This window comes from Vibrio zhanjiangensis (genome assembly GCF_030161235.1).
Taxonomy (GTDB): Bacteria; Pseudomonadota; Gammaproteobacteria; order Enterobacterales; family Vibrionaceae; genus Vibrio; species Vibrio zhanjiangensis.
The window spans coordinates 25,138-48,573 of the sequence record NZ_BSPW01000006.1 but is presented as its reverse complement, the minus strand read 5'-3'; the positions used below and the strand labels follow the sequence as shown (position 1 = coordinate 48,573).

At 42.8% G+C, this 23,436-nt stretch carries 17 protein-coding genes; 13 read left to right on the top strand and 4 right to left on the bottom strand.

The window, feature by feature from the left end; translation table 11 throughout:
• The 7 genes from QQK21_RS01540 to QQK21_RS01510 all read left to right on the top strand — a co-directional run.
• On the top strand, positions 1 to 829 hold an 829-nt coding region (locus QQK21_RS01540; RefSeq protein ID WP_284190446.1), incomplete at its 5' end, for a hypothetical protein.
• A 522-nt stretch (positions 830 to 1,351) separates the two neighbouring features.
• The gene (locus tag QQK21_RS01535) at positions 1,352 to 3,049 is read left to right on the top strand and encodes a hypothetical protein (RefSeq protein WP_284190445.1); all 1,698 of its coding nucleotides are present in this window, start codon (positions 1,352 to 1,354) and stop codon (positions 3,047 to 3,049) included.
• A 3-nt stretch (positions 3,050 to 3,052) separates the two neighbouring features.
• The gene (locus QQK21_RS01530) at positions 3,053 to 6,592 is read left to right on the top strand and encodes a hypothetical protein (RefSeq protein WP_284190444.1); all 3,540 of its coding nucleotides are present in this window, start codon (positions 3,053 to 3,055) and stop codon (positions 6,590 to 6,592) included.
• Positions 6,589 to 7,986, top strand: coding sequence for a leucine-rich repeat domain-containing protein (locus QQK21_RS01525; protein WP_284190443.1), 1,398 nt, complete (start codon positions 6,589 to 6,591; stop codon positions 7,984 to 7,986). The genes QQK21_RS01530 and QQK21_RS01525 overlap by 4 nt, the downstream gene beginning before the upstream one ends.
• A gap of 15 nt (positions 7,987 to 8,001) precedes the next feature.
• Positions 8,002 to 8,208, top strand: coding sequence for a hypothetical protein (locus QQK21_RS01520; protein ID WP_284190442.1), 207 nt, complete (start codon positions 8,002 to 8,004; stop codon positions 8,206 to 8,208).
• Positions 8,209 to 8,237: 29 nt separating this feature from the next.
• Complete coding sequence (locus QQK21_RS01515; protein WP_284190441.1) at positions 8,238 to 9,626, top strand: leucine-rich repeat domain-containing protein; 1,389 nt, start codon at positions 8,238 to 8,240, stop codon at positions 9,624 to 9,626.
• A 15-nt stretch (positions 9,627 to 9,641) separates the two neighbouring features.
• Positions 9,642 to 9,773 carry a hypothetical protein gene (locus QQK21_RS01510; RefSeq protein WP_284190440.1) on the top strand — a complete coding sequence of 44 codons (132 nt, stop codon included), beginning with the start codon at positions 9,642 to 9,644 and terminating at the stop codon, positions 9,771 to 9,773.
• A 99-nt stretch (positions 9,774 to 9,872) separates the two neighbouring features.
• Here QQK21_RS01510 and QQK21_RS01505 read toward each other — a convergent pair whose 3' ends face one another.
• The 4 genes from QQK21_RS01505 to tssH all read right to left on the bottom strand — a co-directional run bounded on the left by QQK21_RS01505 (position 9,873) and on the right by tssH (position 16,494).
• Complete coding sequence (locus QQK21_RS01505) at positions 9,873 to 10,853, bottom strand: phosphodiester glycosidase family protein (RefSeq protein WP_284190439.1); 981 nt, start codon at positions 10,851 to 10,853, stop codon at positions 9,873 to 9,875.
• A gap of 372 nt (positions 10,854 to 11,225) precedes the next feature.
• A complete protein-coding gene (locus QQK21_RS01500) occupies positions 11,226 to 11,987 on the bottom strand; it encodes a rhodanese-like domain-containing protein (protein ID WP_284190438.1) in 762 nt (253 codons plus the stop codon).
• 201 nt (positions 11,988 to 12,188) lie between these two features.
• Entirely contained in the window at positions 12,189 to 13,844 is a 1,656-nt protein-coding gene (locus QQK21_RS01495) for a sigma-54-dependent Fis family transcriptional regulator (protein WP_284190437.1), read from the bottom strand.
• A complete protein-coding gene (gene tssH / locus QQK21_RS01490; protein ID WP_284190436.1) occupies positions 13,831 to 16,494 on the bottom strand; it encodes a type VI secretion system ATPase TssH in 2,664 nt (887 codons plus the stop codon). The genes QQK21_RS01495 and tssH overlap by 14 nt, the downstream gene beginning before the upstream one ends.
• Before the next feature lie 459 nt (positions 16,495 to 16,953).
• Between tssH and QQK21_RS01485 the strand changes: the two genes are divergently transcribed.
• From QQK21_RS01485 to QQK21_RS01460, 6 genes are all read left to right on the top strand, one after another.
• Positions 16,954 to 17,472 carry an Hcp family type VI secretion system effector gene (locus QQK21_RS01485; RefSeq protein ID WP_284190435.1) on the top strand — a complete coding sequence of 173 codons (519 nt, stop codon included), beginning with the start codon at positions 16,954 to 16,956 and terminating at the stop codon, positions 17,470 to 17,472.
• A gap of 71 nt (positions 17,473 to 17,543) precedes the next feature.
• Complete coding sequence (locus QQK21_RS01480) at positions 17,544 to 19,622, top strand: type VI secretion system Vgr family protein (RefSeq protein ID WP_284190434.1); 2,079 nt, start codon at positions 17,544 to 17,546, stop codon at positions 19,620 to 19,622.
• Positions 19,622 to 20,110: a hypothetical protein gene (locus QQK21_RS01475; RefSeq protein WP_284190433.1), complete on the top strand. Its 489-nt coding sequence runs from the start codon at positions 19,622 to 19,624 to the stop codon at positions 20,108 to 20,110. The genes QQK21_RS01480 and QQK21_RS01475 overlap by 1 nt, the downstream gene beginning before the upstream one ends.
• Before the next feature lie 19 nt (positions 20,111 to 20,129).
• Complete coding sequence (locus tag QQK21_RS01470; protein ID WP_284190432.1) at positions 20,130 to 21,452, top strand: hypothetical protein; 1,323 nt, start codon at positions 20,130 to 20,132, stop codon at positions 21,450 to 21,452.
• Positions 21,433 to 22,416: a DUF2169 family type VI secretion system accessory protein gene (locus QQK21_RS01465; protein ID WP_284190431.1), complete on the top strand. Its 984-nt coding sequence runs from the start codon at positions 21,433 to 21,435 to the stop codon at positions 22,414 to 22,416. Before QQK21_RS01470 ends, QQK21_RS01465 begins: the two co-directional genes overlap by 20 nt.
• The gene (locus QQK21_RS01460; protein ID WP_284190430.1) at positions 22,413 to 23,363 is read left to right on the top strand and encodes a hypothetical protein; all 951 of its coding nucleotides are present in this window, start codon (positions 22,413 to 22,415) and stop codon (positions 23,361 to 23,363) included. Before QQK21_RS01465 ends, QQK21_RS01460 begins: the two co-directional genes overlap by 4 nt.
• Positions 23,364 to 23,436: the final 73 nt, after the last annotated feature.

Genomic DNA, 23,436 nt, shown 5'->3' with positions numbered 1-23,436 from the left:
GGATGTAGACACGAGTCTTGAGTCATTAACCTTATCTGTCAAAGGCTATGCAGACCGTGTGGGGAACAGTGGTAATGCAAATCGTGAATATTCACTGCCTTTAACGCCAGTTCTGAGTGATGTGTCGGTATTGGTGACGCCACAGGGTGTGACAGTATCGGGCGGTGCGCAGTATGTGGGAGAGCAAGCCAATCTAATCTTGACGTTTAAAGATAGCCAAGGCACATCAGTGCCTGTTTCTAAGGAAGACTTAGAAATAAATTCAAACGGTCAGTGGTCTTATCGAGTTGAAATGGGTGATTTGGAAGCGTTGTTGGACGGTGAGCTAGCCGTGAGCGTATCACTGCTGAACCAGTCACAAGGTAAGGGTACGTCTTCACACAGTACGACGTTAGACCGTGTGGCACCACAGGTCTCGGCTGTTGATTGGAAGAAGTCTCAAGTCTCAGCGGGTGAGGATGTGGCATTGAAGGTGACCTTCAGTGAGCCGGTGAGTCAGCCATCAGGTTCAGTCACGGGTGATGCACTAGTGATTTGGTCTGAGGGTGATGAGCTGCGTCAACAATGGACAGGTCAAGTGACGGTGCCAATGGATGTAGACACGAGTCTTGAGTCATTAACCTTATCCGTCAAAGACTATGCAGACCGTGTGGGGAACTTGGGCGATTTAAATAATGACTTTTCACTGCCATTAACTGCGCCCGTTGAGGCTCCAGATAACTCTGGTACGGGAGAGAGTTCAGAGATGTCAGAAGCAAGCAACGATCCTTCTGAACATGATCAAGGTACATTGGAGAATAAAAAAGAGGAGATGCGCATAGCCGCTTAATCTCCAAAGATGGATAGAATATTCTCAATATTGTGACATTCACTCAATTATTTGAACTAAATCGCCAATTTTTATTGGCGATTTTTTTATTTTTGAGACGACTGATGAACGAAATGAATATAAAAACAGTCTCTTTGTTCAGTTAATGAATTTATTCACTAGTGAAGGTGGATTTATACCTGTCAAAGTGAAGTTTGAAGCATAAATTTCGCCACGTTGCATTGTCAGACTTAGTTTGTATAGTAGCGCTACACCCAAGGGTGTTATCCTGCACAGGTGGTAATGACTATCTGTTTTTTTGTATCTGAAAATGTAGTTGATACTTTGACGCGATATTTCATCGCGTCTTTTTTTAACCAATGATACGGTATATTTTTCAGATCTTAATGATGGCGGTATTAATTTGATTAGGTTGCAAATATCTCAATTATACGTACAATGGCTATCGCCAAATCGTAATTAACCCCTTTGGGGTAACTTGTTACCGCAATCAAAAAACATTAATGGTTGTGGAGAACTAAAATGCAATTAATTTGCAAATTTGTTCCGGGAAATACACTTTCTAGGGACGTGTTAGACTATATCCTGTCGCCGGATGAATGCATCGGGCAACTTTCGCGTACGCGCAATCTTCAAGACGTGGTCAGACAGCTTCCCAAGCCTCTGTCTGAAAGTCTTCCTCCGTCGGCGAAAAAAGACATCCACCGATTACTTGCAGCCATTAAACAGCGTCTTGTTCGTGCTGATTGGGTTGCTGTGTCGTCGTTTCCTCGCAAGAGTCCACTTTCAACTACCCAACTTCAGGCATACCCAGCGTTAAAGACGCGTGTGGATAAACTGGCCGACCAGCCAGAAAAGAAAGTGGTGAAAGCCAATTATGCCATGGTCACTGACGACGTACCCTTGGCACGAAACTTGGTTTTTAACCCCGTTAAGCCAGCGCCAGACAAAAAAATCGTGGTCGAGTTTGCCGGCCAGTGGCCGAACAATGCGGCGCGTGTTATGCTCGGCAAAACCGATCTACAAGGTGAGAAGCTCACCAATACGAGACCAGACCGGCACTACAACCACCGCAGCGTTGCGATATTTAAGGGTTTAGAGGCAGAAAGCAAAAGCCTTTACATCAAGATCCCCAACAAGCAGCAACCCACACCGATACTGTTAAAAATCGCCGATGAAATACAACCCGTTCCTGAACAAACTGAGATGGATGAATGGGATAATGTACTGATTCCAGTCAGACCTTTGTACTACGCAACGCAAGATAACCAAGCCGATAAACTCGCTGATGCAAAGCGGGGGTATGTTTACGTGTTTTGGAAGCAAGTACTCTGGCGCGAGCTGTATGTGGCACAAAGTGGCTATTTGTCAGATGTTGATGTTGAGTACTACCGCGCAATGCCACACGCGCAAGACAAACAAGTTCGTCAAGCGGAAGGCCATCAGCTCCACCATATTTGGCTGCCTTATAAAATTAAAGGTGAAGTGCAGATTGAAGACAATGGTTTTGGGTTAGTGTATAGCGCGGCCCAACTCAGTTGGGAAACCATAGAGAAACTAGAGCAAGATCTAGAGTTTTACCAAAGTGAAATGATAAGTCTGGATGAATGGGTAAGCTACTCGGAGACACAGAGTTTTGATGACCAAAAGCATATTGTTGATATTCATATTCCTAAGTTAGATGCGGATATCGCGCAAAGCTTTACACCAAATCTTAACAACAACTCAGGCAATTTTTATCAACAGCAGCAAACAAAAACAGCGGTAGTGAAGTTACCTCATAACAGCGGTGGTTTTGGTATTTTGTTAAAAGATCAGTTGGATAAACCCTATGCCAATTTGGCATGTTTGGTTAAGGCCAATGGAACAGATTATCAGCGTCAATCTGATGATAAAGGTTTTATCTCCTTAGCGGAATTCTACGATCAAGACCGTGTGTTGGTGTGTATGAAAGCAAGTCAAACTGATGAGGATTACTCAAATCGCTTGTTGGTCAATATTGGTTCACTTAAACCGATTGAAGAGCAAGAAGGCGTACTGCAGCGGCTTCAAAACCATGACTTTACGGAAGTGAACTTGTCCCAAGCCGATCCTGAATTAGCCCAACAGGCGATTTCAAACCTGCAAAAGAATTACGCCCTTGAGGTCAATGGTCAGCTTGACTCGAATACCAAAAAACAAATTTCCGCACTCGATCAATCTAAAAATGGTGGTTGGTAATTTATGAATACAATGTTAACGCCTAAGCAGCCGCAAAATGACTTGTACTTGTCCGATCTTGAATATAATCGGGTCTTGTTAGAGAAAATCAAACAAAAGATAACAGAACTGGATTCTAGCGCAGAAGCCATGTTGGTTGTCGATCTGAAAAATTACGGCAGTCACCAAAAGAAAATACTAGACACCAAACAAAATGAATATGATGAATTTGTCGAACAATGGCAAAGTCAATCATGTTTAGATGAGTTTGATCAAGAATGTGTGACTGAAAACCAAAGTAAACTTGATAGCCGAAAAAAACAGTACGCTGATCTCTACCAAGCCAGCACACTAACGCAAGATGATGACGGTGCATGGTATTTGGATGTAGACAAAGATGAATTGAATAACATTGGTTTATTTCATCCTACGCAAATTCAGCAAGTTTATAGCGAGCAAGGCCGTTCTCCTATTGACGCAAAGACCACTTGTGTGACCAGCGAACGTACAGTGTCACTGGCCGATAGTGCCTTCATATATGATGATGGTGATAGCCATCAGATTGATATGAAAGATTCAGTGATCAGTAACCGTTTTGTCTGGTATTGGGATACATCTGGCGCGGGATCTGTGCTCTCAAGCGGTGTCGCAGCGACCAATATTTGGGGCAAGCCGTTCCCTCTCAGCATGGAACCGCGCTTTTTTGACGAATCTGGCGATCAATTTACCTTGCTGCAACCGAATGGCTTTCAGGGTTTACCTGCTTTACTCCACACCAAAGTGACGCCTCTTCGTGAAAGCGCGCGCAGCAAACCAAAACCCAAGCCAGCAATGCAAATCGCCACCATCAGCCGTAATAGCTTGACGGTGAAAAGTAACGCTCGATTTTTGGCGTATCCGCTCGACAAGTTCCCATTTAAATCCAAACCGCTCAAGGAGCTCGACATTGACGCTGGCTGTCTAGCGAATGAACTGATTGAAAACGAAGCCACGCGATTTAAAACTATCGATGCGCCAAAACAAATAAAAGTGCATTGCTCGTTACCTGAATGGGATTTTCGCCTGCGTAAGATGCTAAACAAGATGCAAAGGCAGATCGGTGAATACAATCTATTTCTGGCCGATTATATGGCTCGTCTAGACATTCTCACTGACATGATAAACATAGTAAAGCTCCAATTTGAGTTTCCGTTCAAAGCGCTTCCTGATAGCAGCTATTGGGAAAGTATGAATCGAGTCATGTTTGGCCCGCAGCATCCTTTTTTGTACCTTCAGTATCAAGTACTCAATAGCGATATGTTTTGGGAACCAGGGGATAAAGATCAGATAGAGCAGGCTAAAAACCACCGAGAGCTATACCAAGCCTTATGTGCCATTCGCGATAAAATGGTCACTAGCGCTGATAAAGAAGAAAGTTTTCTTATTTTCTCTAAAACCTATAAAAACGCAGGCAAACAAAAAGCCGATATCGCAAAAGTGGCAGAGCGATTGTACGCCTTGCTGACCGCACCCAAACTGCGGCAGGAACTGAATCGTTACATGGATTCACTCTCAAAGCAGTTGCAAGATGAAGAGATTGCGAAAAAAGTTGCTGATGAAGGTTTTATTCCGCCAGGGCCCGATTTTGAAGATGAAGGCAACTGGTGCGTGATTTTTAACACCATTGCTGAGTGCTACGGCGCTCTGGCCTCCAGTGATACATTCCGTCAAAAACTGTTTGATGAGCAAATTGCCCCCAGCATTAATGCCATCATTGCCAATGATACCAATCATACTATTGAACAAGAGTTTAAAGAGGTTTGGGATGTAGATGTAATAGGCCAAGCGACAAAAACAGTTATTCCTAAAGATAGTTATTTAGTGCAGCAGACAACGGAAAACATTGACCCAGAAACCCCAAAAGACAACCTACTGAGTGCTATTCTGGATACAAATACCGTTGAAACACTAGAGCTGCTTTGGAGTAAGCGAGGGCTGGTCATCCCAGGCCCAGGCGCGCCTTGTGTGCTGCAAGTAATTTTATCCTGCTACTCCGCGGAGGTCATGACCCATGTTACCAAACGGGTGCAAACTACGTCGGTTGCTCATTTGCGCTTTTTTAATGCTGTATTGCGTCATTGGAAAGTTCGTGAGTTGTTTAGTAAGGAGCAATTTCAACAGATCTTTATGGCCTACACCATTGTTCGAAGTAGCGATCGCAGCAGAAACCAAAGGCTAGTAGAGCAAGGTCGATATATATTAGCAAAATACTCTGAAGAGGTGGCCACTGGGCAAGGCAAGCATAGCCAAGATTTATTTGATAGTACCTTAGACTCGGCTGCCAGCCCGTATCAGGGCGTCGCCTACGCCAAACTCCTGTATGTGTTTTATAACTTTACCGTTAATACCCAAGCCGCGTTAGCCATTGAAGAAGAAGCGAAAAAGGCGCAGTGGAGCGGGCATCAAACCTCGTTAGAAATGACTAGAATGATGACAGAGCTGGTATCAAGCCGGTTACAGTTAGTCTCAGACAGCTTAAGTATTGCGCGAAGCATTGAAATTGCCTTGGCCCGTATGAAAACCAAAGGTCCTGTGGATGTCGGTACTTTACGCTTTGGTCAGATAGGCCAAGTGCTTGATTTTCTTTCCGTTGGGCTCACGGTATTTTCATTGGTAAATACCTCTATCGATCTTTATCTAACTGATCCCACCGATGCGGAAATTTTGGCTAAGGGCGCCAGTCTTATTGCGGATTCGGCAATGTTGGTTGGCTGGGCAACAGGGATAGGGGTGTTAACTGTGGTTGGCACTGTGATAACCGTGGTGATGGTGGTTTATGAATTGAAAAAGCTTTATCGCGCCTTAAATCAAACTCAAGTGCAAAAAAGACTGCTCGCGCAATGGCAACTGTTTAAAGGTGATTTGGATAAAGAAACAACCCAAAGTTATCTGGAGCAAGTGGTGAAACAGTCAAAGATTAGCGAAGATCTTGAATTTGATAGCACCCAAGAGTTAACCGCAGCCTTGGCTCGTTCCCCTGAGTTGACACTTAAGATGTTATCGCCGGGCACGGTTGAAGACATAGATGAAAAGCTAACCGATGAGTTTGCCGACCTACTACCCGGTTTTTCTTATGTGGAGTTAGGCAATATGTCTTGGCGCGCCGTCGTGCCGCTTCATTTGCTTGGTTACTCGGAAAAGTTAATTGAAGACCTGGTTAAGCTTGACCCAAGCCTTGAAGACTTTACCGGTATCACAACGGTGAGCGACATTATTCAATACTATAACCAAGTACGGGAACAAGAGCTGTCACATCCTGATCGTAACTTTGATTCACAGCAGTCGACGCATATTTATATTGGCCCCGGCCTAGAGAAAAAAGCGGCCAAAGGGGTGAATTGGGGAATTTCTGCGAACATCGAGTATGGGATTGATGTGATTTCGATTGCCCAGTTATTAGAAACCGGTTTATTTACCCCGCCAGAGCCTAGCGAGCAGGCGTTTTTCCTTGGCAATGCTTGGAATCACCCCAGCTTTCGTATTCCCAAATTGTACGTTGAATCGATTCACGGAGAAGAACAATGAAATTAGTAAAACGCGGCCATGTTTTCCTAGTCGCGCTGAGTTTATACCTAGTTATGGCCAGTCAAGCCTTGGCCTTAACCGCGCAGCAACAAGCCGAAGCGATCATTAAAGCCTCACCTGTGGCGCAAAAAATTCAGCAAAACTTTAAGCCTGAATACGGCAACTTGTCTTTTTTTGTTGAGGGTTTGACAGGTAGGTTTGGAGAATTGCCCTCTACTAAGCGCGAGTGGGGAAATAGCAATATATTGCCTTTGATTATAGCTGATGGGCAAGGTTTTGGTGGAACCGGTTCGCTTTCTCGTATTATGATACTGCTTGACCAACAAGGTAAGGCGAAGAGCGTCATTTCAGAACGGACAGTAACAGTTCCAACGGAACTGATTGACGCTATTCAAGATGCGCAGTACCTAAGATTGAGTAGCTCTGTGTTTTTGGATAGTACCGTCGATCTAAGCTCTTTTAACAATCTCGAAAGAGTAGACATTTCATTTTCCAAGAATATGGAGCATATCATTCTGCCAAAATCAGGCAAAGTGGAAAAAATCATCATATACCAAGAGAGCCTGAAGCGTATTAGTAACCTAGGGATGCAGAAAAAACTTAATCTCCTACAAAGTACGGCCGAAAAGTCGATCGGTTTTGAAGAAATAAATGGCAGTAAAACTCTAAAAGACCTATCGATTTATTTATCGGATCCAAGTATTGATATTGGCTCCATAATTCATCTGCAAAGACTTAGGTTAACTAATCCAAGGTATGAAAATATTCGTAATATTAGCAGTTTAGATAACCTGAAAAAATTGACGTTAAGAAATTTGTCGAGTGAAAAAATAAGTCGTATTTCGTTACCAAAAAATTTAGAAGATGTTGCTCTATTTGATGTGAGTAAAAATAGCTTACCTGAAATTAAAGACTTGCCTGAGCTTAAAAAATTAGTCTTGTGGTCTAGCGAGGATAGAGTGCTTAATAAGGTGGAGAACCTACCTAGCTTAGAAGAACTCTTTATCGCAGATTCTAACCTACCTACTTTAGCTGGTATTGAAAAACTGCCTTCAATTAAAGACCTAACGATAAAAGAAAGTGGCACCATTGATATTTCGGCAATCGAAGCACTGCATCACTTAGAGAACCTAATGATTACCGATAACTACTTGGATGATATAAGTGTTATTGCCAAGCTGCCTAAGTTGGTCTACGTGGATGCGTCTTACAATCAGCTTAAAGTACTGCCAAAGCTACGGCCGGGCAATCATCTTAAGTATTTTGATTTTAATAACAACCCGATTGAAACCATCGATCCTGAAGTGATTAAAACCTACTCTAAAGTGAGTAAAAGAGCCTATAATACGCCGTTTTATCAAAGTTTAACCAGAAAGCAGCGGCTTGCTCTTTAGCCTTAGGAGTGAGTAATGAAACGTGATCACCCAGTCATGGTTACCAGTAAAATTATTGCTGTTGTGTGCATAGGCCCGCAGATGCTTTACCGCTCCTATGTAGAGCTTTTAAATGGGGTAACCACCCCATATGATTATGTGTATATTGGCTTTTTAACCCACATTCTATTTGTATTGATTAAGTTTTTGTGGCTCGACAAGGATACCAATCAGCATGATTAAAGCGTATCACCTGTCTAGGAAGTAACCAATTGATTCAGAATATAAAAACAATTTTAGCCACACTAAGCATGAGCTTAGTGCTGGCCAGTCAAGCCTTGGCCTTAACCGCGCAGCAACAAGCCGAAGCGGTTATTCAAGCCTCACCTGTGGCGCAAAAAATTCAGCAAACCTTTAAACCTGAATACGGAAATTTGTCTTTTTTTGTAGAGGGGCTGACAGGAAAACTCAGCAAGTTTCCTTCAAAAGAAGATGAGAGAGAGAACTTGATTTCACCTAAAGTTATCGGTAATGATCAATTATACGGAGGGACAGGTTCATTATCGCGTATTGCAGTGCTCTTGGATAGACAGGGAAAGGCATTGAATGTCACGGTAGAGCAATATGCTACATTACCTGCTACTTTTATTGCCGCTATTTCTGATGTTCAGTATCTTTATTTAAGAGGCGCAAAAAGTCTTGATACGATGATTGACCTGAGCGCTTTTAACAATCTAGAAAGGTTGACCATTGCATTTTTAGATAATGTGCAACAGGTGATACTGCCAAAATCAGGAAGTCTAAAAAAAATAATCATTAATCAAAAAAAGCTCAAGCGTATCAGCAATCTAGGGTTGCAAAAAAAATTAGATGTGTTTATTAGTACTGCTGAGAATGTGAGCGGCTTAGATGAACTAAACGGATATCAGTCGCTAGAGTACCTTTCTATTGAGCTTTCAAAATCGGACCTTGATATTGGGTCGCTAACAAATTTAGAAAAGTTATGGGTAACAGGGCCAGAATATAAAAATATTAAAAATATTGATAAGCTAGAGAAGCTAAAAGATCTGGTTATGGAGGACTTGACAGACAAAAAACTAAGAGGAGTCAAATTGCCTAAAAATATTGAAGAAATATTTATGCGAAATATTGCTAAGGACAGTTTACCTCAAATTGAAAATCTTCCATATCTTAAAGATCTGGCGTTTAGGGCTGCAAAAGATAATGTCTTAAAAAGTGTCGAAAATCTACCCAGTTTACAAGAGCTCTTTATTGTAGATACTAACTTACCAACCTTAACCGGTATTGAAAAACTCCCTTCAATTAAAAACCTAACGGTAAAAGAAAGTGGCACTATTGATATTTCGGCAATCGAAGCACTGCGTTACTTAGAGAACCTACAGATTACCGATAACTACTTGGATGATATAAGTGTTATCGCTAAGCTGCCTAAGTTGGTGTTTGTCAATGCGTCTTATAATCAGCTTAAAGTGCTGCCAAAGTTACAGCCGGGCAATCATCTTAAGTCTTTTGATTTTTCCGATAATCCGATTGAAACCATCGATCCTGAAGTGCTTAAAACCTACTCTAAGGTAAGAAAAAACGCACTCAATACGCCCTTTTATCAAAGTTTAACCAGAAAGCAGCAGCTTTATTTTTAGCCTTAGGAGTGAGTAATGAAACGTGATCACCCAGTCATGGTTACCAGTAAAATTATTGCTGTTGTGTGCATAGGCCCGCAAATGCTTTACCGCTCCTATGTAGAGCTTTTAAATGGGGTAACCACCCCATATGATTTTCAGCCCTAAACCACCTACTTCAGTAGGTGGTAATTTATTCAGCTTTTCACCGATATCATCAAGCCCACTTTTGTACTCATTTGGGCTTGTTCTTAGATGACGGAGGGATTATGACCGCTGTAGTGCATTTTTTAAGGGGGACGACAAGATTATATTTGCCAACTCTCTCTCTTTCCCTGCACCTCCACCTTTTGAGATGACTTTACGATCCTCACCTGAGGAGACTCCCATTTGAATAGACGCAGCACCATCTAAATTTAATACTTGGTCTCCTTCTTTGGCTAATGAATTCGTAATTTGACACCATTCTCTCATTGTTGCTCCCTTTTCCCGCAGTCCTTCATCATTTGTCAGGGTTTGCAAACGAATATCTTCTTTTGCGACTGTAACTGCAGCCCTCTCATTTGAATTTCCTGCATGAGTTAAAGCACCAGCATATTCATTTAGCTGACTGGGTTGTCCCGATGGTAAAAAATAAGTGAAACGTTCTCCTGTAAACTGGCTTTCTCGACGTAAAACAGGACCAGAGGTTAGTATGGTATCCCCTTTACGGTTACGCAGTTCACCAAAATCTTCCTTCCAAGGCTGAGCAACAGGAATCGTATTGTTTTTTCCTTTAGTTGTGCCGATTGTGTATCCAATAGGAGCTGCATTTCCATCACTATCCTTTAGACCAGATCTATGCACAAAAAAACCGCCATTTATATAAGCTGTGTCACGAGTAGGTTTACCTTCTTGCGCTATTAAGTCACTAGGCTTTTTAGGGCTCTCTCCGTCTTTTATCGCGACGACATCAACACTCTCTTTTCCTTTCTTAACAAGTAAAGAGTCATATTGTGCTCCTGGTTTTAAGTTATTTAGGATGGAAGTAAAAGGAGTGTTTACTGAAGGCTTTGTCTGTAACCCAGTATTTTTTATTTTGGTATGTACAATGTTCGGCGCTATAGATTTAACCGATACCATTTTTCGAACTTGATTTCCTCGAAAAACGGCCTGAACGTGCGTAATTGCCTTAACCTTAAGAGGTAAGGTGCTGCTTTGTGAGCTTGTTTGACTATCGATAGGACTGCTAGGAGCTTGAATCTTCATATTTATACCTTAATTTATTGGGTTATATAGCAAATGGTAACGTTCACTATAGAACCAGAAGTTATTTAAGATATGCAGAGATTAATCATGATATTTCACTCATTTTTCTGAGTAAAAAAAACATCATTAATGAAGATGAATCTACATTGATTCATCATTGGTTTTCCTGATTTATATATAAATATTTAGGTCTTTCCAGCCTATTCAAATCGACTCACTTTTGTTCAAGTTATACTTTGAGTAAGCGAAAGACGAGCTTGATTGAACAACCCAGACGAACTCGTTGGTTGTATGTCACTGTCCATAAACAAGAAACTGGTAAACTAGCTAAATGGCAAGAGATGTGGGGAGCATTACGCTCCCTTTGATTGATTACTGACTCTTCATATACCCTTCAACACCCCCTTTAAGGAAGTGATAATCAGTATAGTTCTGCCCATCAAGAATATATTGTAGCCATTGGACTTGTTTGCCTACTGCATCAAATACCATGATTTTTGTTGACGAATCGGTTTGCTGCAAAAACGTTTCAAAGCGTTCAACAGGTACGTTTCGTACCGGCAGACCTTTAAACAGCTGAGTTTTACGTTGATTTGGATCGCGCGCATCGATAATCACCACGTTAGGGTCGTTGAGCATGCCTTCAAACTCTTTTGCAGAGAGGATATGGGCTTTAAAATCCTCATCGCTGATGAGTTGAGAGCTGCTTTGCATTGGCTTTCCAAGTAAAACACTGTCGCTAGGGTAGTCGCTTGCCCAGAGGAAAATTCCCGCATCATAAGCCACCACATTGTTGACGCCTGCTTTCATTGCCCTTTGTGCCGCCTTGTAAGATTTTTTACAAGTGATGCCATTACAATAGAAAGCGATGGTTTTGCCATCGGCTGAGAGTTCTTTTATTTTGGTTTCAAAGCCTTTGTTGGCAATAGTAATATGTTTGGCACCATCGATATGAAGCACATCATATTCAAGAGTGGAGCGCACATCGACAATGTTTAATGTGTCCTTGGTTTGTTTTAAATCGGCGAGCTCAATCGTTTTGACATCGGCGTAATCGGCTCGATAAGGAAAATCGATGCTGAAAGCGGAAAAAGACACGCTTGCGAGCAGCAGAATTGAAAGTCTCAATAGCATGGTATGTATCCTTGTTATGCCTAGAGTATTTTCAAGCTTAGTCGTTATTGATAATTTTGCGTATAAGCCCTTGTATATAAGTATATTATTGAATTCTTATATAAAGTTGTTTAAAAAAAGAAGGCAAATGCAAGACACTTTTGGATCGATAGTGGTTTGCTTTTGCCTTTAATGATAATGCCCCCAACTGACTGACAGGCATTAAATATTCTCATTGACCCTACTCGATTCTCCTGCGGCAGAAATATCGTATTTTTTCATTTTGTGGCTCAGGGTACTAACAGGTAACGAAAGCTGTTTAGCAACGCGCTTAATTTGCCAGTTAGACGCATGTAAACAGTCAAGAATGACGGTTTTTTCATACTCACTGACGGCTTCCTTGAGCCCTTTGGAGTAACCAGAACTCTCATGAATCGGCTGACTGGTGATAGTAGGTTGTGCAATACTCGTTGTGTCTAACTCGCTTTTCTCTGCTTGAACGATGAGACCAGTCTCACCGAGTTCGATATGAGTAATGGTTTCAAAATCGGAGAGTAGCAGGGCCCGCTCAACGATATTTTTGAGCTCACGGACATTGCCAGGGTAGGTATATTGGCACAGTTGTTTTTGGACATTTGCGCTCAGTCCTGGGGCTTGGGAAAGTCCTAGGTTTAGAGCACTCTGCTTAACAAAATGTTCAGCGAGCGGCAGTATGTCCGCTTGGCGTTCTCGTAGTGGTGGCAAGGTGATTGGGAACACATTTAATCGATAAAACAAATCAGCACGAAACTCGCCATTTTTAATTTTCTCCATTAAATGGCAGTGGGTCGCGGCGACAACTCGAACATCGACTTCTATTTCTTTACTGGCACCAACAGGACGTACTTTGCGCTCTTGCAAAACGCGCAGCAGTTTAGCTTGCAGTAAAAGGGGCATATCCCCGATTTCGTCAAGGAATAAGGTACCGCCGTGGGCTGCTTCAAAGAGGCCTATCTTATCTTTGTCTGCACCCGTAAAAGAGCCCTTTTTGTGTCCAAATAACTCTGACTCGAGCAATTGTTCAGGTATTGCCGCGCAGTTCTGCACTATGAGAGGTTGATCTGCACGGTTCGAGTTTTGGTGAATGTACTTTGCAATCACTTCTTTCCCCGCACCAGTTTCGCCCCGTAGCAATACATCAACGGGTAGAGTCAAGACCTTATCTAGACGTCTGAGGACGTCAAGCATTTGTTCACTTTCAGCGATCGGCCCTTGGTAATGGCTTTGTTTACGCCGTTTAAGATGCTGGTTTTCGCGCACAAGCGCAGCATTATCCGCACTGAGATTCTTAATCATATGGCCATATTGTTCTAGCCATACTGCTTGATGAATACTATTGGCCGCCATCTGGCAAAACGCCGTCAATGCTTGTTCATTGTCTATGACACTCAAGTTAAACAGTGCCAGCAGACCGATGGTCTTATTGCTATCGTCTACTAAAGGCCAAGCAAGCAAATTGGTACTTTTGCTACCTAGTACGAGTTCTGCTTGATAAATCGCTTCACAGTCATACCCATTGTACTGATAGAGTTCGTTAATCAGGACCACTTCGCCGTTTTGAATTGCATAATTGAACGGATTAGTTGGACTGGTATGATCGAAAGCTAATGCAGGCCAAGGATGTGCAGAAAGCGGTTTTTCATTGTGATGAACTATGCTGGGGATCAGAGCTTGTCCGGTTTGATCAAGCACATAGATAATACCGTGCTTAGAGAGTGTCATTTGACGCGCTGCTGTGAGCACCGCGTCGAGAGTTTGCGCCATTTGAGTGCGATCAGCCAAAGACTGGCTGATCGCAAGCAAGGCATTACTCAGGTCGTTTGAGTTAGCTAAACGCATAGGATAGCGTTCCTTGCTCATCAACGGACACTGTGATTTGGCGATGAGATTCATCCTTATCGTGAACCAATAGCTGAGTAGACAGCTGTGGTAGCAACTGACGGTTGATCACGGCATCAATATTACGAGCACCTGTCTCAGCCAAACGGCAGTTACCAAGAACGAATTCGACCAAATTTTCGTCGTAATTTAGCGTTAGCTTGTGGTGATTGTGCAGACGCTGTGACACTTTACCGAGTTTGTGATGAATGATTTCTGTCATGGCTTCATCGGATAGTGGGACAAAAGGCAATACAGACATACGAGCCAACAACGCGGGTTTAAAATGTTGATTTAGCGTTGGACGAATGGCCTCTGCAATGATGCTTGCATCCATGTCTTTAGATTGTTGCACCAGTGACTCAATTTCGTGCGTAGCAAGGTTGCTGGTCATGATGATCAGAGTGTTTTTGAAGTCGATGGCTCGACCTTCACCATCATTTAGGGTGCCTTTATCGAAGACTTGATAGAAAAGGTTGAGTACTTCAGGATCGGCTTTTTCTACTTCGTCGAGTAAGACAACAGAATATGGACGCTGGCGAACCGCTTCCGTTAGCATGCCGCCTTCACCATAGCCGACATAGCCTGGAGGTGACCCAATAAGGCGTGACACCGTGTGTTTTTCTTGAAACTCTGACATATTAATGGTGGTCATAAAGCGTTCACCACCAAATAACTGGTCAGCAATGGCTCGTGCGGTTTCAGTTTTACCGACACCACTTGGACCAACAAGAAGGAAGACACCGGTTGGAGCATCTGGGTTACCAAGGCCTGCTTTCGCTGTTTGAATCCCTTCTGCAAGGGCATCAATAGCGTATTCTTGGCCTTTAATACTACTGGTTAAGCTGTCTTTGAGATTAAGCGTTGTCTGCGCTTCATCTTGGAGCATTTTACCCATAGGGATACCTGTCCAATCAGAAATAACATGGCTTATCTCATCGGGTCCCACTTCAAAATGAACCAGAGGGTTGCTGCCACGAATGGCCTCCAATTGCTCCTGACAAGCCGAAATTGCAATACGCACGGCTTCTTCATCTAAATCTGCATAGGGTGATACCGGTTGGTCATCTTCTTGCTCAGCGTTTTCTTGTTGCTCATCACTAACAAGAGCGTGAAGCCTACTACGCAGCGCAATCATTTGTTCAATTTGCTGCTTTTCGTTTTGCCATTGTGCTTCTTGAATCTCAAGCTCGGCTTGGGTTTGCGTCATTCGCTGCTTAAGATCAGGAATAGACGCGAGACTGTGCTTGTCGCCAGTTTGCTGAAGAGCGTCACGTTCAAGGGCTTCAAGCTCTCGAGTTTGTGCGGCAAGTTGTTGTTGAAGCGTTTCTACCGACGCAGGAACCGCATTGAGGCTGATGTTAACACGAGCACACGCGGTGTCTAATACATCAATAGCTTTGTCGGGCAGTTGTCGCCCCGATATATAGCGAGCAGAAAGAGCAGCGGCGGCTGTAATGGCGTCATCTCGCACATAAACATTATGAGATTTTTCATAAGCAGGGCGCAGACCCCGAATAATTAATGCAGCTTGCTCTGGCGAGGGTTCATCCAGTTTGACCAATTGGAAACGACGCGCCAGTGCTGGGTCTTTTTCGAAGTACTTTTTGTATTCTGACCATGTTGTTGCCGCAATCGTTTTAACTTCACCACGGGCAAGAGCTGGCTTAAGTAAGTTTGCGGCATCGCTACCACCCGCTTGGTTACCACCACCAACAAGAGTGTGTGCCTCATCAATAAATAAAATGATTGGAGTAGGGGAGTTTTTCACTTCATCTAAAACAGCATTGAGGCGCTTTTCAAATTCACCTTTGACACTGGCACCTGCTTGAAGAAGTCCCATGTCTAAGCCATATAGCTCGACCCCCTTTAAGTTATCAGGCACTTCACCTTGAACGATTTTGAGCGCAAGGCCTTCCACTACAGCGGTTTTACCGACGCCAGGCTCTCCCACAGCGATAGGGTTATTTTTCCGACGTCTTGCCAAAATATCAACAATTTGTCGAATCTCTTGATCTCGGCAGAAAACAGGGTCGATTTCACCCTTACGTGCTTTACCTGTGAAGTCAGTGGTGAATTTGCTCAACGCTGAGCCTTCTTCTCTAGCTTGCGTTTTTTCTGAGCTTGCGACTTGGGATTCAAGGGATTGACTGGTGAGTTCTGCAAAATTGCGCTTGAGGCTATCTTGATTGACGCTATCAAGCAACGCAGCATAGGTATGCTGACCGTATCTGAGAGGGTTGCTTACAAGCGTCAATAGCAATGCACCTGAGCGAATTTGTGGTTGAGAAAGGTCCAGCGAAGATACCAGCCAGCTTTCTTGTAGCCATTCGATGAGCAGCGCAGAAAAGACGGGTTTACCGCCGTTGCCTGTTGGCGTTGAATCTAAGGTTGAACGAATTGACTGGCGCAAAATATTTTCGGAGCAGTCAAAATGCGCGAGAAGAACGTCAAAATCACTATTTGGACGCTCCAGTAAACTCAGCAAATAGTGCTCAATTTGTACTTCATTTGCCTTTTCTGATACAGCGAGAGCTGCTGCGTCTTCTAGCGCGATTTTTGCGATAGGGTGCAGACGTTGAATTAAAGAGGATAGATTGATGTTTATCATTGTCTTTATCGAGCTTATCGGTTGTTTTTAATTGGCTCGAATTATACTAAATAATAGAGAACAGTTTTTTCTGATAGCTATTTTTACTGGCATTTTATGGTTATTTTAATGGCAATATTGAATGGATTGACACCCTATTTTAATCACTACGTAGTCAGTATGATTAATGTTTTAGTTAAAACGACGTCAATGCCCGTTAATAACGCTTTTTTTGCATATCTGTGAGCCGTTGTTTTATCAATTAATATGAGTGACAATTACTTGTGTTGATTGAACAATATCTTGTTTGATTTTACAAAAAATTGAATTGATAAATATATAAAAACCAAAGCGAAATTAACTAAGTGCTTGTTTTTATGTAATTTAAAAGTTGGCATGGAGTTTGTATAGTAACTATTGGGTCGCGGTAATAAGCGATTTGGTGAATTTAAACAAATAAAAATTTAGAAGGAATATAAGATGCCAACTCCAGCGTATATGTCTATCTCAGGCGAAACTCAAGGTAATATCACAGAAAGTGCTTTCACTGCTGAATCAGTAGGCAATACATGGCAAGAAGGTCACGAAAACGAGTTTCTAGTACAAGAACTTGATCATGTACTAACTATTCCACGTGATCCACAAAGTGGTCAGCCTACAGGTCAACGCGTTCATAAACCTGTTGTGGTAACTAAAGCACAAGACTGCTGTTCACCACTACTATTCAACGCACTTGTTTCTGGTGAGAAGTTGCCTGAGTGTAACATCAAGTTTTACCGTACTTCAGTTCAAGGTAAGCAAGAGCACTACTACACAATCAAGCTTATCGACGCTCTACTAGTAGATATGCAAACTCGTATGGCACACTGCCAAGACGCTGCTACATCTGACCGCGTAACTGAAGAAGTATTAAAATTCACTTACCGTGCAATTGAAGTAACTCACGAAGTGATGGGTAAAGGCGGTAACGACGACTGGCGCGCTCCTCGCGAAGCTTAATCGTCAACACGTTAGATTTACGGGCCAGCGTATGTTGGCCCTAGTTGTATTATTTGTATCAGGTAAAAGGTATGAAAACTGACGTAGAATTTAAATTTGAAATTCAGGGAACAGGGCATGAATTTCGTGTTGAAAGCTTTCAAGTAACCGAAGAGCTGTCTAAGCCATTCCAAATTAGCCTTTCATTGCTTTCACTTGATGCTGATATTACGTTCGATGAATTGATTCGCAAGCCGGCTTTGCTGACCTTGTATGGTCAAGGTATGGGCGCGGCTCGCCTCTTCCATGGGATGGTAAATGAAGTCCGTTTTGTGGGGCAAGGACGACGTTTTGCGCGATACCAACTCGTTTTGGTGCCGCAGACTTGGTTTATGACACAAAGACAAGACTGTCGGATATTTCAAAATCTCTCAGCACCAGACATCATTTCGCAAGTGTTAGATGATGCTTCGGTCACTGATTACAGACTCGACATATCGGGTGTTTACCCTGAAAAAGAGTATGTACTTCAGTATCGGGAAAGTGACAGTCATTTTGTTCAGCGTATGTTAGCTGAACATGGTATGTGGTACTACTTTGAACATACTGAGGCAACTCATACTATGGTCATTGTCGACAGTAACGATGCCATCCCTGAACTTTTAAGCACGCCACTTAATGCCTCTCATCTTGGGCCTTTGGTGTATCATTCTGATGCTGGTGGTGTTGCTGATCGAGAGCACATTTTTGAGTTGTCGGCGATCAATCGAGTGAGAACAGGCAGTACAACATACAGTGACTATAACTACGAGCAGCCTAAAATTCCTCAGGAGATGTCAAGCGATGGTCCATTAGACCAAGATCTGAAACAATTTGACTACCCTGGGCGTTATGTTGATCCTGCTATGGGGCAAGTTCGTGCTTCTGAATGGATAGCGGATCATCAGGTTGACAATAATCAGATTGAAGCCAGCTCAAGCATAATGCGTGTTACACCGGGCTATAGCTTTAATATCAGTGATCACCCTCGCAGGGCGATCAATCGCGACTATACAATGTTATCTGTTGTTCATAGTGGTCATGATCCTCAAGTTCACGAGGATGAAACCAGTGGTTTGCCCACAACGTATGAAAACCAATTCATCTGTATTCCACGTGACGTCATTTTCAAAGCCCCTAAGCTACCAGCCCCTATAGTCGATGGTCCGCAAACAGCCGTTGTTGTTGGTCCAGCTGGAGAAGAAATTTATACGGATGCTTTGGGTCGAATCAAAGTCCAATTTCATTGGGATAGGTATGCCAATAATGATGAACATGCCAGCTGTTGGATTCGTGTGAGTCAATCAATGGCAGCCCCAACATGGGGAGCGGTATATTTGCCGCGAATCGGCCATGAAGTTGTGGTGACGTTTTTGGAAGGTGACCCTGACCGTCCATTGGTTACTGGTGCAGTGTATAATGGATTGCATTACCCACCTTATGCGTTACCAGAAAATAAAACGCGCACGACATTTCGTACCCAAACGCATAAAGGGACCGGTTATAATGAGCTGAGCTTCGAAGACGAAGCAAATCAGGAAGAAATCTATATCCATGCTCAAAAGGATATGTCGACCAAGGTGCTTAATAATCGTTTTCGTGATATTGGCCAAGATGAATTTTTGAAAGTGGGACGTCATCAAAATAATGAAGTTCATGGTGATCACCAAGAAACCATAGATGGCCACAAAACGACGCAGGTGAACAGTACTTTTACAGAAACGGTCGAACAAGACGTCACCGTGACTTATAACGCGAATGAAACGCAAACGGTTAAGAATGATTCAACACTGTCTATTAACGATAATCGTACGACGAAAATTGGTCTAAATGATGATTTGGATGTCGGCGAGAACAGCAATCTAATGGTTGGGGCGTCTCGTTCAGCAGATATAGGTTCGGATGACAATCTAACCGTAGGTGGCAACCTAACCGTTGCAGTGAAAGGAAACACTTCCTACAAAGCGGATGCGGCAACCCAGATCATTAGTGGTGATAAAATTGTGCTAAAAACCGGTGGTTCGTCACTGGTTATGAATAGTGATGGCTCGATTAAACTTACAGGGACGTCGATTACTGTTGAAGGAAGTGACAAGGTGGTCATCAAAGGTGGTAATGTGGCAATTAACTAATGAAGCACCAATACACTTATCTAGAAGTATTTGAATTAGAAACGCAGCAAGCCGAGCAATCGGCTTGCTTTTCCCGTTTTGGTCGCCTGATTGATTTCAACCAAGCGACCAATAGTGTGAAGGTGAACTTTGCCGACAACCCGATCAAGCAACCGATATGGGCACGACTTGAGCGCCGTTTCACTGAGCATGAATTGGAGTTAGCTATCAAGAAGCAGGTTCGCTGCAAAATTGAATTCGTTAACCAAGATTTAACGTTACCTATAGTGACAGACTTTCTTTTTGACTTATTTGATGATGGTAAAGAATTAGTGCTTCGCGCTGATAAGTTGGCCGTAGAGAGTAGTACGGAATTAACAATCCGAAGCGGGGATGCTGAGACCTGTTATCGTGGCAAAGAAGGGAGCGTAACCACCAACGCCGAGCATGTTCTATCCAATGCCAGTAATACTCAGAGTATTGTTGGTGGCACGATTGCGATAAATTAATGATGTTAGATGTTTGATCATGAGAGAGAGAATTACACCGAATCAGCTTAGCCACGCGTTAACTCAAAAGGAGCTTGACCAAAGTATAGGCTTGTTAGACAGCAGTATTTTAGAGCTTGAACAATTAAAACCCAGTTGGTTGAAGTTTTGCCGTGAAAAATCTCAACTTGCTAGCGAATCTTGGTCTTTTTTATTTCGCCAGTGGGTAGGACTACACCGCAATGGTTATCCGGCTACAACTCAAGATTATCTGCAGCTTGTAGAAAGGGACATGTTGAAGCTCAAGCAGGTTTACGTTGCACTGTTTCACTTCCACCCAGGACTTGTCTACGAGTTAAAAGAACGTACTCCAGAACTTTTTATCTGGTTGATGCTTGAGCCTGAATTTTGTCACGATCCAATCCATGTCAACGGCGCTTTCAGTGTGGTACAAAATGTTGACCAAGACATTGCCATGCTGATGTTTTTGAGAACGAAAGCGGGGAATATAGATACCTTTGTGGCGCAGTGCATTGAAGGTAAAGTGGCGATTAAGAAGTGGTGCTTTGAATTACTTAAACTACGGCATAGCCTGAGTATCAGCCTTATAAAACATTGGCTTAAGAATAAAGTACTGGATGAAACGAGCTTACATTCTACTTTGGCAAAGTTTGATGTCGCAGAGAGTATCGAGTGGTTAGGTGATCAAGATAAAGATGAAGACCATTTATTCGAATTGTTGCTATGTAAACATGATCGAGGAACTTGGTTTAGAAGGCGTTTTGGAACCGACCAATCTACGCTATCTGGCGATAAACTGGTTACCTATGCCAAGTTACTAGAGCTTAGAGAGTTTAATCGCTTTGAGCAGGCCAATAAGATGGCACCCATGCAGCTATTTTTGTCTGCTGATCCTGCATGGGTAGAAGCAACGTTTGAATACCTAACTCACTTAGACGATGAAGCTGAAGGGGAAAGATGGCTGTTTTCTCTGTATCTCATTTACGGTGACCGCTTCCCACTGAAACCCAATCAACTCGATATTGAATACGACTGGGACGAAGCAAAGAAGACGATAAAAAGTTGGTGTGAAAGCAAAAAGCATCAAACGGATAAGCCGCTGAGGCTTGGTGAAGCACTGAGCTATCAGTCAACTTTAGATGCAATGCGTCATCCATGGCTACCCAACGTATATCGAGAATGGCTTTGGCGACAACTCTGTATGCATGGTCGCGTATACATACCTTGGCATTGGACCATGCCTTCGTACCAGCAAGATTGGGTGTTTGAAAAAGTACAACATCAGATCGCCGCTTCCGAGAGATTTAACCTAAGGAATCAGAATGCAACTGTGGGATATTGAACAAACCGAGGGGTTGCTCGTAAAAGGACGATTCCAGCGTGACGAAAATGGGCATGAGGTATGGGTGCTGACGGCAAAGCGTCAATGGAACTTAATCGATAACCAGTGGGTAGAGTCGCTCGCAGAGGAAATCTATGATGACCCCATATATCTTGGGGAGCCGGGTTCTTCAGTAATGAAAATGGACCACGAATTTGCCGTGACGAAGCAAAATACCGACGTATTGGTTTTTGGCAAGGCGCGCAGCTATGCAAAACGTCCAGTTACGTATCATGAATGTCGCGTTCTTATCGATGGTCATGTAGATAAAACCATTGCCGTTCATGGCGAAAGGCATTGGATTCGCCACGGAGGTACGATTACCGTTTCAAACCCCAAGCCCTTTGTCGAGGCGGATATCGATTATGGCAAAGCGCTAGGAGGGGATGAACGTAATCGTAATGGATGTGGTATTGCCGAAAATTCAGAGGAATTGCTGCAAAAGCCAGTGCCGAGTGTCTTTTTCCCCAACGAAGAATGGGCGCCAAACAGCAAAAATATTCGGGTTGCAGGCCTAGGACCGATTGCGCCTTTTTTTGCAGAAAGAACCCAGTACGCTGGAACGTTTGACACACACTGGGAAGAATGTAGACGTCCACTTTTTCCTCAAGACTTTAACCGAAAATTTTATCAATCTGCGCCTTCTGATCAGCAATGCAATGGATTTTTGGTTGGCGGAGAAAGGTTATTGATGAGTGGTTTTAGCCATGATGACGTTATTGCCTTCCGCTTGCCCAGTGATAAATTTCAGGCAAGGATAAGTTTAGGAAAAGAAACATTAACGGCACCAATGCAGATATACACTTTGTTTGTTGATACTGAGCTAAAGAGTTTAACACTTAGCTATGGCGCCTCGTTTATGTGTCAAGGAAAAGAGCATTTGCTGGTTTCTTCCAAAGTTTCTCAGTTAAAGGAGCAAGCATGAGCCATCTTTTCGGTCGATATGTTTTAGATACGGATGTTGTGACGCCTTCGGGAATGAATCTGGAGTTATCACTGGCAGTGGCGAAGGCGGATTTAGGCAGGTTTAATCAGCTGCAAATGGACAGTGGTGAGCAATACTCTTTTTCTCAAATTTCGTTTCTCGAATCAGAAGATAAGCATCAGCGTATTATTGAGGTCATTGATTTATTATTGACGTCGATGCTAAACAAACTGCCCAAAATGCTTAAGCCAGTCCCTGTCATTATATCGGTGCCTGAGTTTGTCAGCGAGAGCGACATGATTGTCTGGTTAGAAGAAAGTATTCATTTTAAATGGTTGTCAAAAATAGAAATACGTCATTCTAGTGGCCCCAAATTTTTCGAACAGTCGTTGCAATTTCTTGATCGCCATGACGCTATTATCAGTCTTTCAGCTGATTCCGTTTTTTGTCAACTTGACTCCTTAATCGAACAATCACAAGTTATGGGTAGCCATAATCCATGGGGAATGATTCCAAGTGAAGGTGGCGCAGGTGTCATTTTTACTAGAAAAAACATTGTTGAGACACTTAAATTGCAACCTATCGCTATGCTGGAATACTTTATTTCTGAACAAAGCATAACTGATAGACGAGGCATGATGAGATTGGTCCAGAAGGCGTCGAGCCAATACCAACATTTGGGTCGAGTCTATTCTGATATGCATAACTGTCGTAGTCATACTGAGGATTATGGTTTTGCTTTAGGGGCGAGAGCTGAGAAGTTTGAAAACCCTCAGCAACCTTTTCTAATCAATGATTTATGGGGAACACTAGGCCAAGCCTCCGCTTTGGCTTTACTGAGTGCTTTTTCTCACACTCATTTGCTTTCTGATAGTGCTGCTTTACTTATGTTTGATACTTATGGAGATCGAGCTTTATTAAAGGTTTCGCTTTGTAGCCAAAAATAAATTTATAATTTTATCTATAAAAAAGCGACGAAAGAGACCCGTATTTTACCTAGTTCACCGTCATTATGACTAA

Bases quoted from the DNA above. Each gene is read 5' to 3' on its own strand.
- QQK21_RS01530 (WP_284190444.1), top strand. From the start codon at position 3,053: ATGAATACAATGTTAACGCCTAAGCAGCCGCAAAATGACTTGTACTTG.
- QQK21_RS01500 (WP_284190438.1), bottom strand. From the start codon at position 11,987: ATGCTATTGAGACTTTCAATTCTGCTGCTCGCAAGCGTGTCTTTTTCC.
- QQK21_RS01520 (WP_284190442.1), top strand. From the start codon at position 8,002: ATGAAACGTGATCACCCAGTCATGGTTACCAGTAAAATTATTGCTGTT.
- QQK21_RS01535 (WP_284190445.1), top strand. From the start codon at position 1,352: ATGCAATTAATTTGCAAATTTGTTCCGGGAAATACACTTTCTAGGGAC.
- QQK21_RS01475 (WP_284190433.1), top strand. From the start codon at position 19,622: ATGAAGCACCAATACACTTATCTAGAAGTATTTGAATTAGAAACGCAG.
- QQK21_RS01510 (WP_284190440.1), top strand. From the start codon at position 9,642: ATGAAACGTGATCACCCAGTCATGGTTACCAGTAAAATTATTGCTGTT.
- QQK21_RS01460 (WP_284190430.1), top strand. From the start codon at position 22,413: ATGAGCCATCTTTTCGGTCGATATGTTTTAGATACGGATGTTGTGACG.
- QQK21_RS01480 (WP_284190434.1), top strand. From the start codon at position 17,544: ATGAAAACTGACGTAGAATTTAAATTTGAAATTCAGGGAACAGGGCAT.
- QQK21_RS01495 (WP_284190437.1), bottom strand. From the start codon at position 13,844: ATGCGTTTAGCTAACTCAAACGACCTGAGTAATGCCTTGCTTGCGATC.
- QQK21_RS01465 (WP_284190431.1), top strand. From the start codon at position 21,433: ATGCAACTGTGGGATATTGAACAAACCGAGGGGTTGCTCGTAAAAGGA.
- tssH (WP_284190436.1), bottom strand. From the start codon at position 16,494: ATGATAAACATCAATCTATCCTCTTTAATTCAACGTCTGCACCCTATC.
- QQK21_RS01505 (WP_284190439.1), bottom strand. From the start codon at position 10,853: ATGAAGATTCAAGCTCCTAGCAGTCCTATCGATAGTCAAACAAGCTCA.
- QQK21_RS01485 (WP_284190435.1), top strand. From the start codon at position 16,954: ATGCCAACTCCAGCGTATATGTCTATCTCAGGCGAAACTCAAGGTAAT.
- QQK21_RS01470 (WP_284190432.1), top strand. From the start codon at position 20,130: ATGAGAGAGAGAATTACACCGAATCAGCTTAGCCACGCGTTAACTCAA.
- QQK21_RS01525 (WP_284190443.1), top strand. From the start codon at position 6,589: ATGAAATTAGTAAAACGCGGCCATGTTTTCCTAGTCGCGCTGAGTTTA.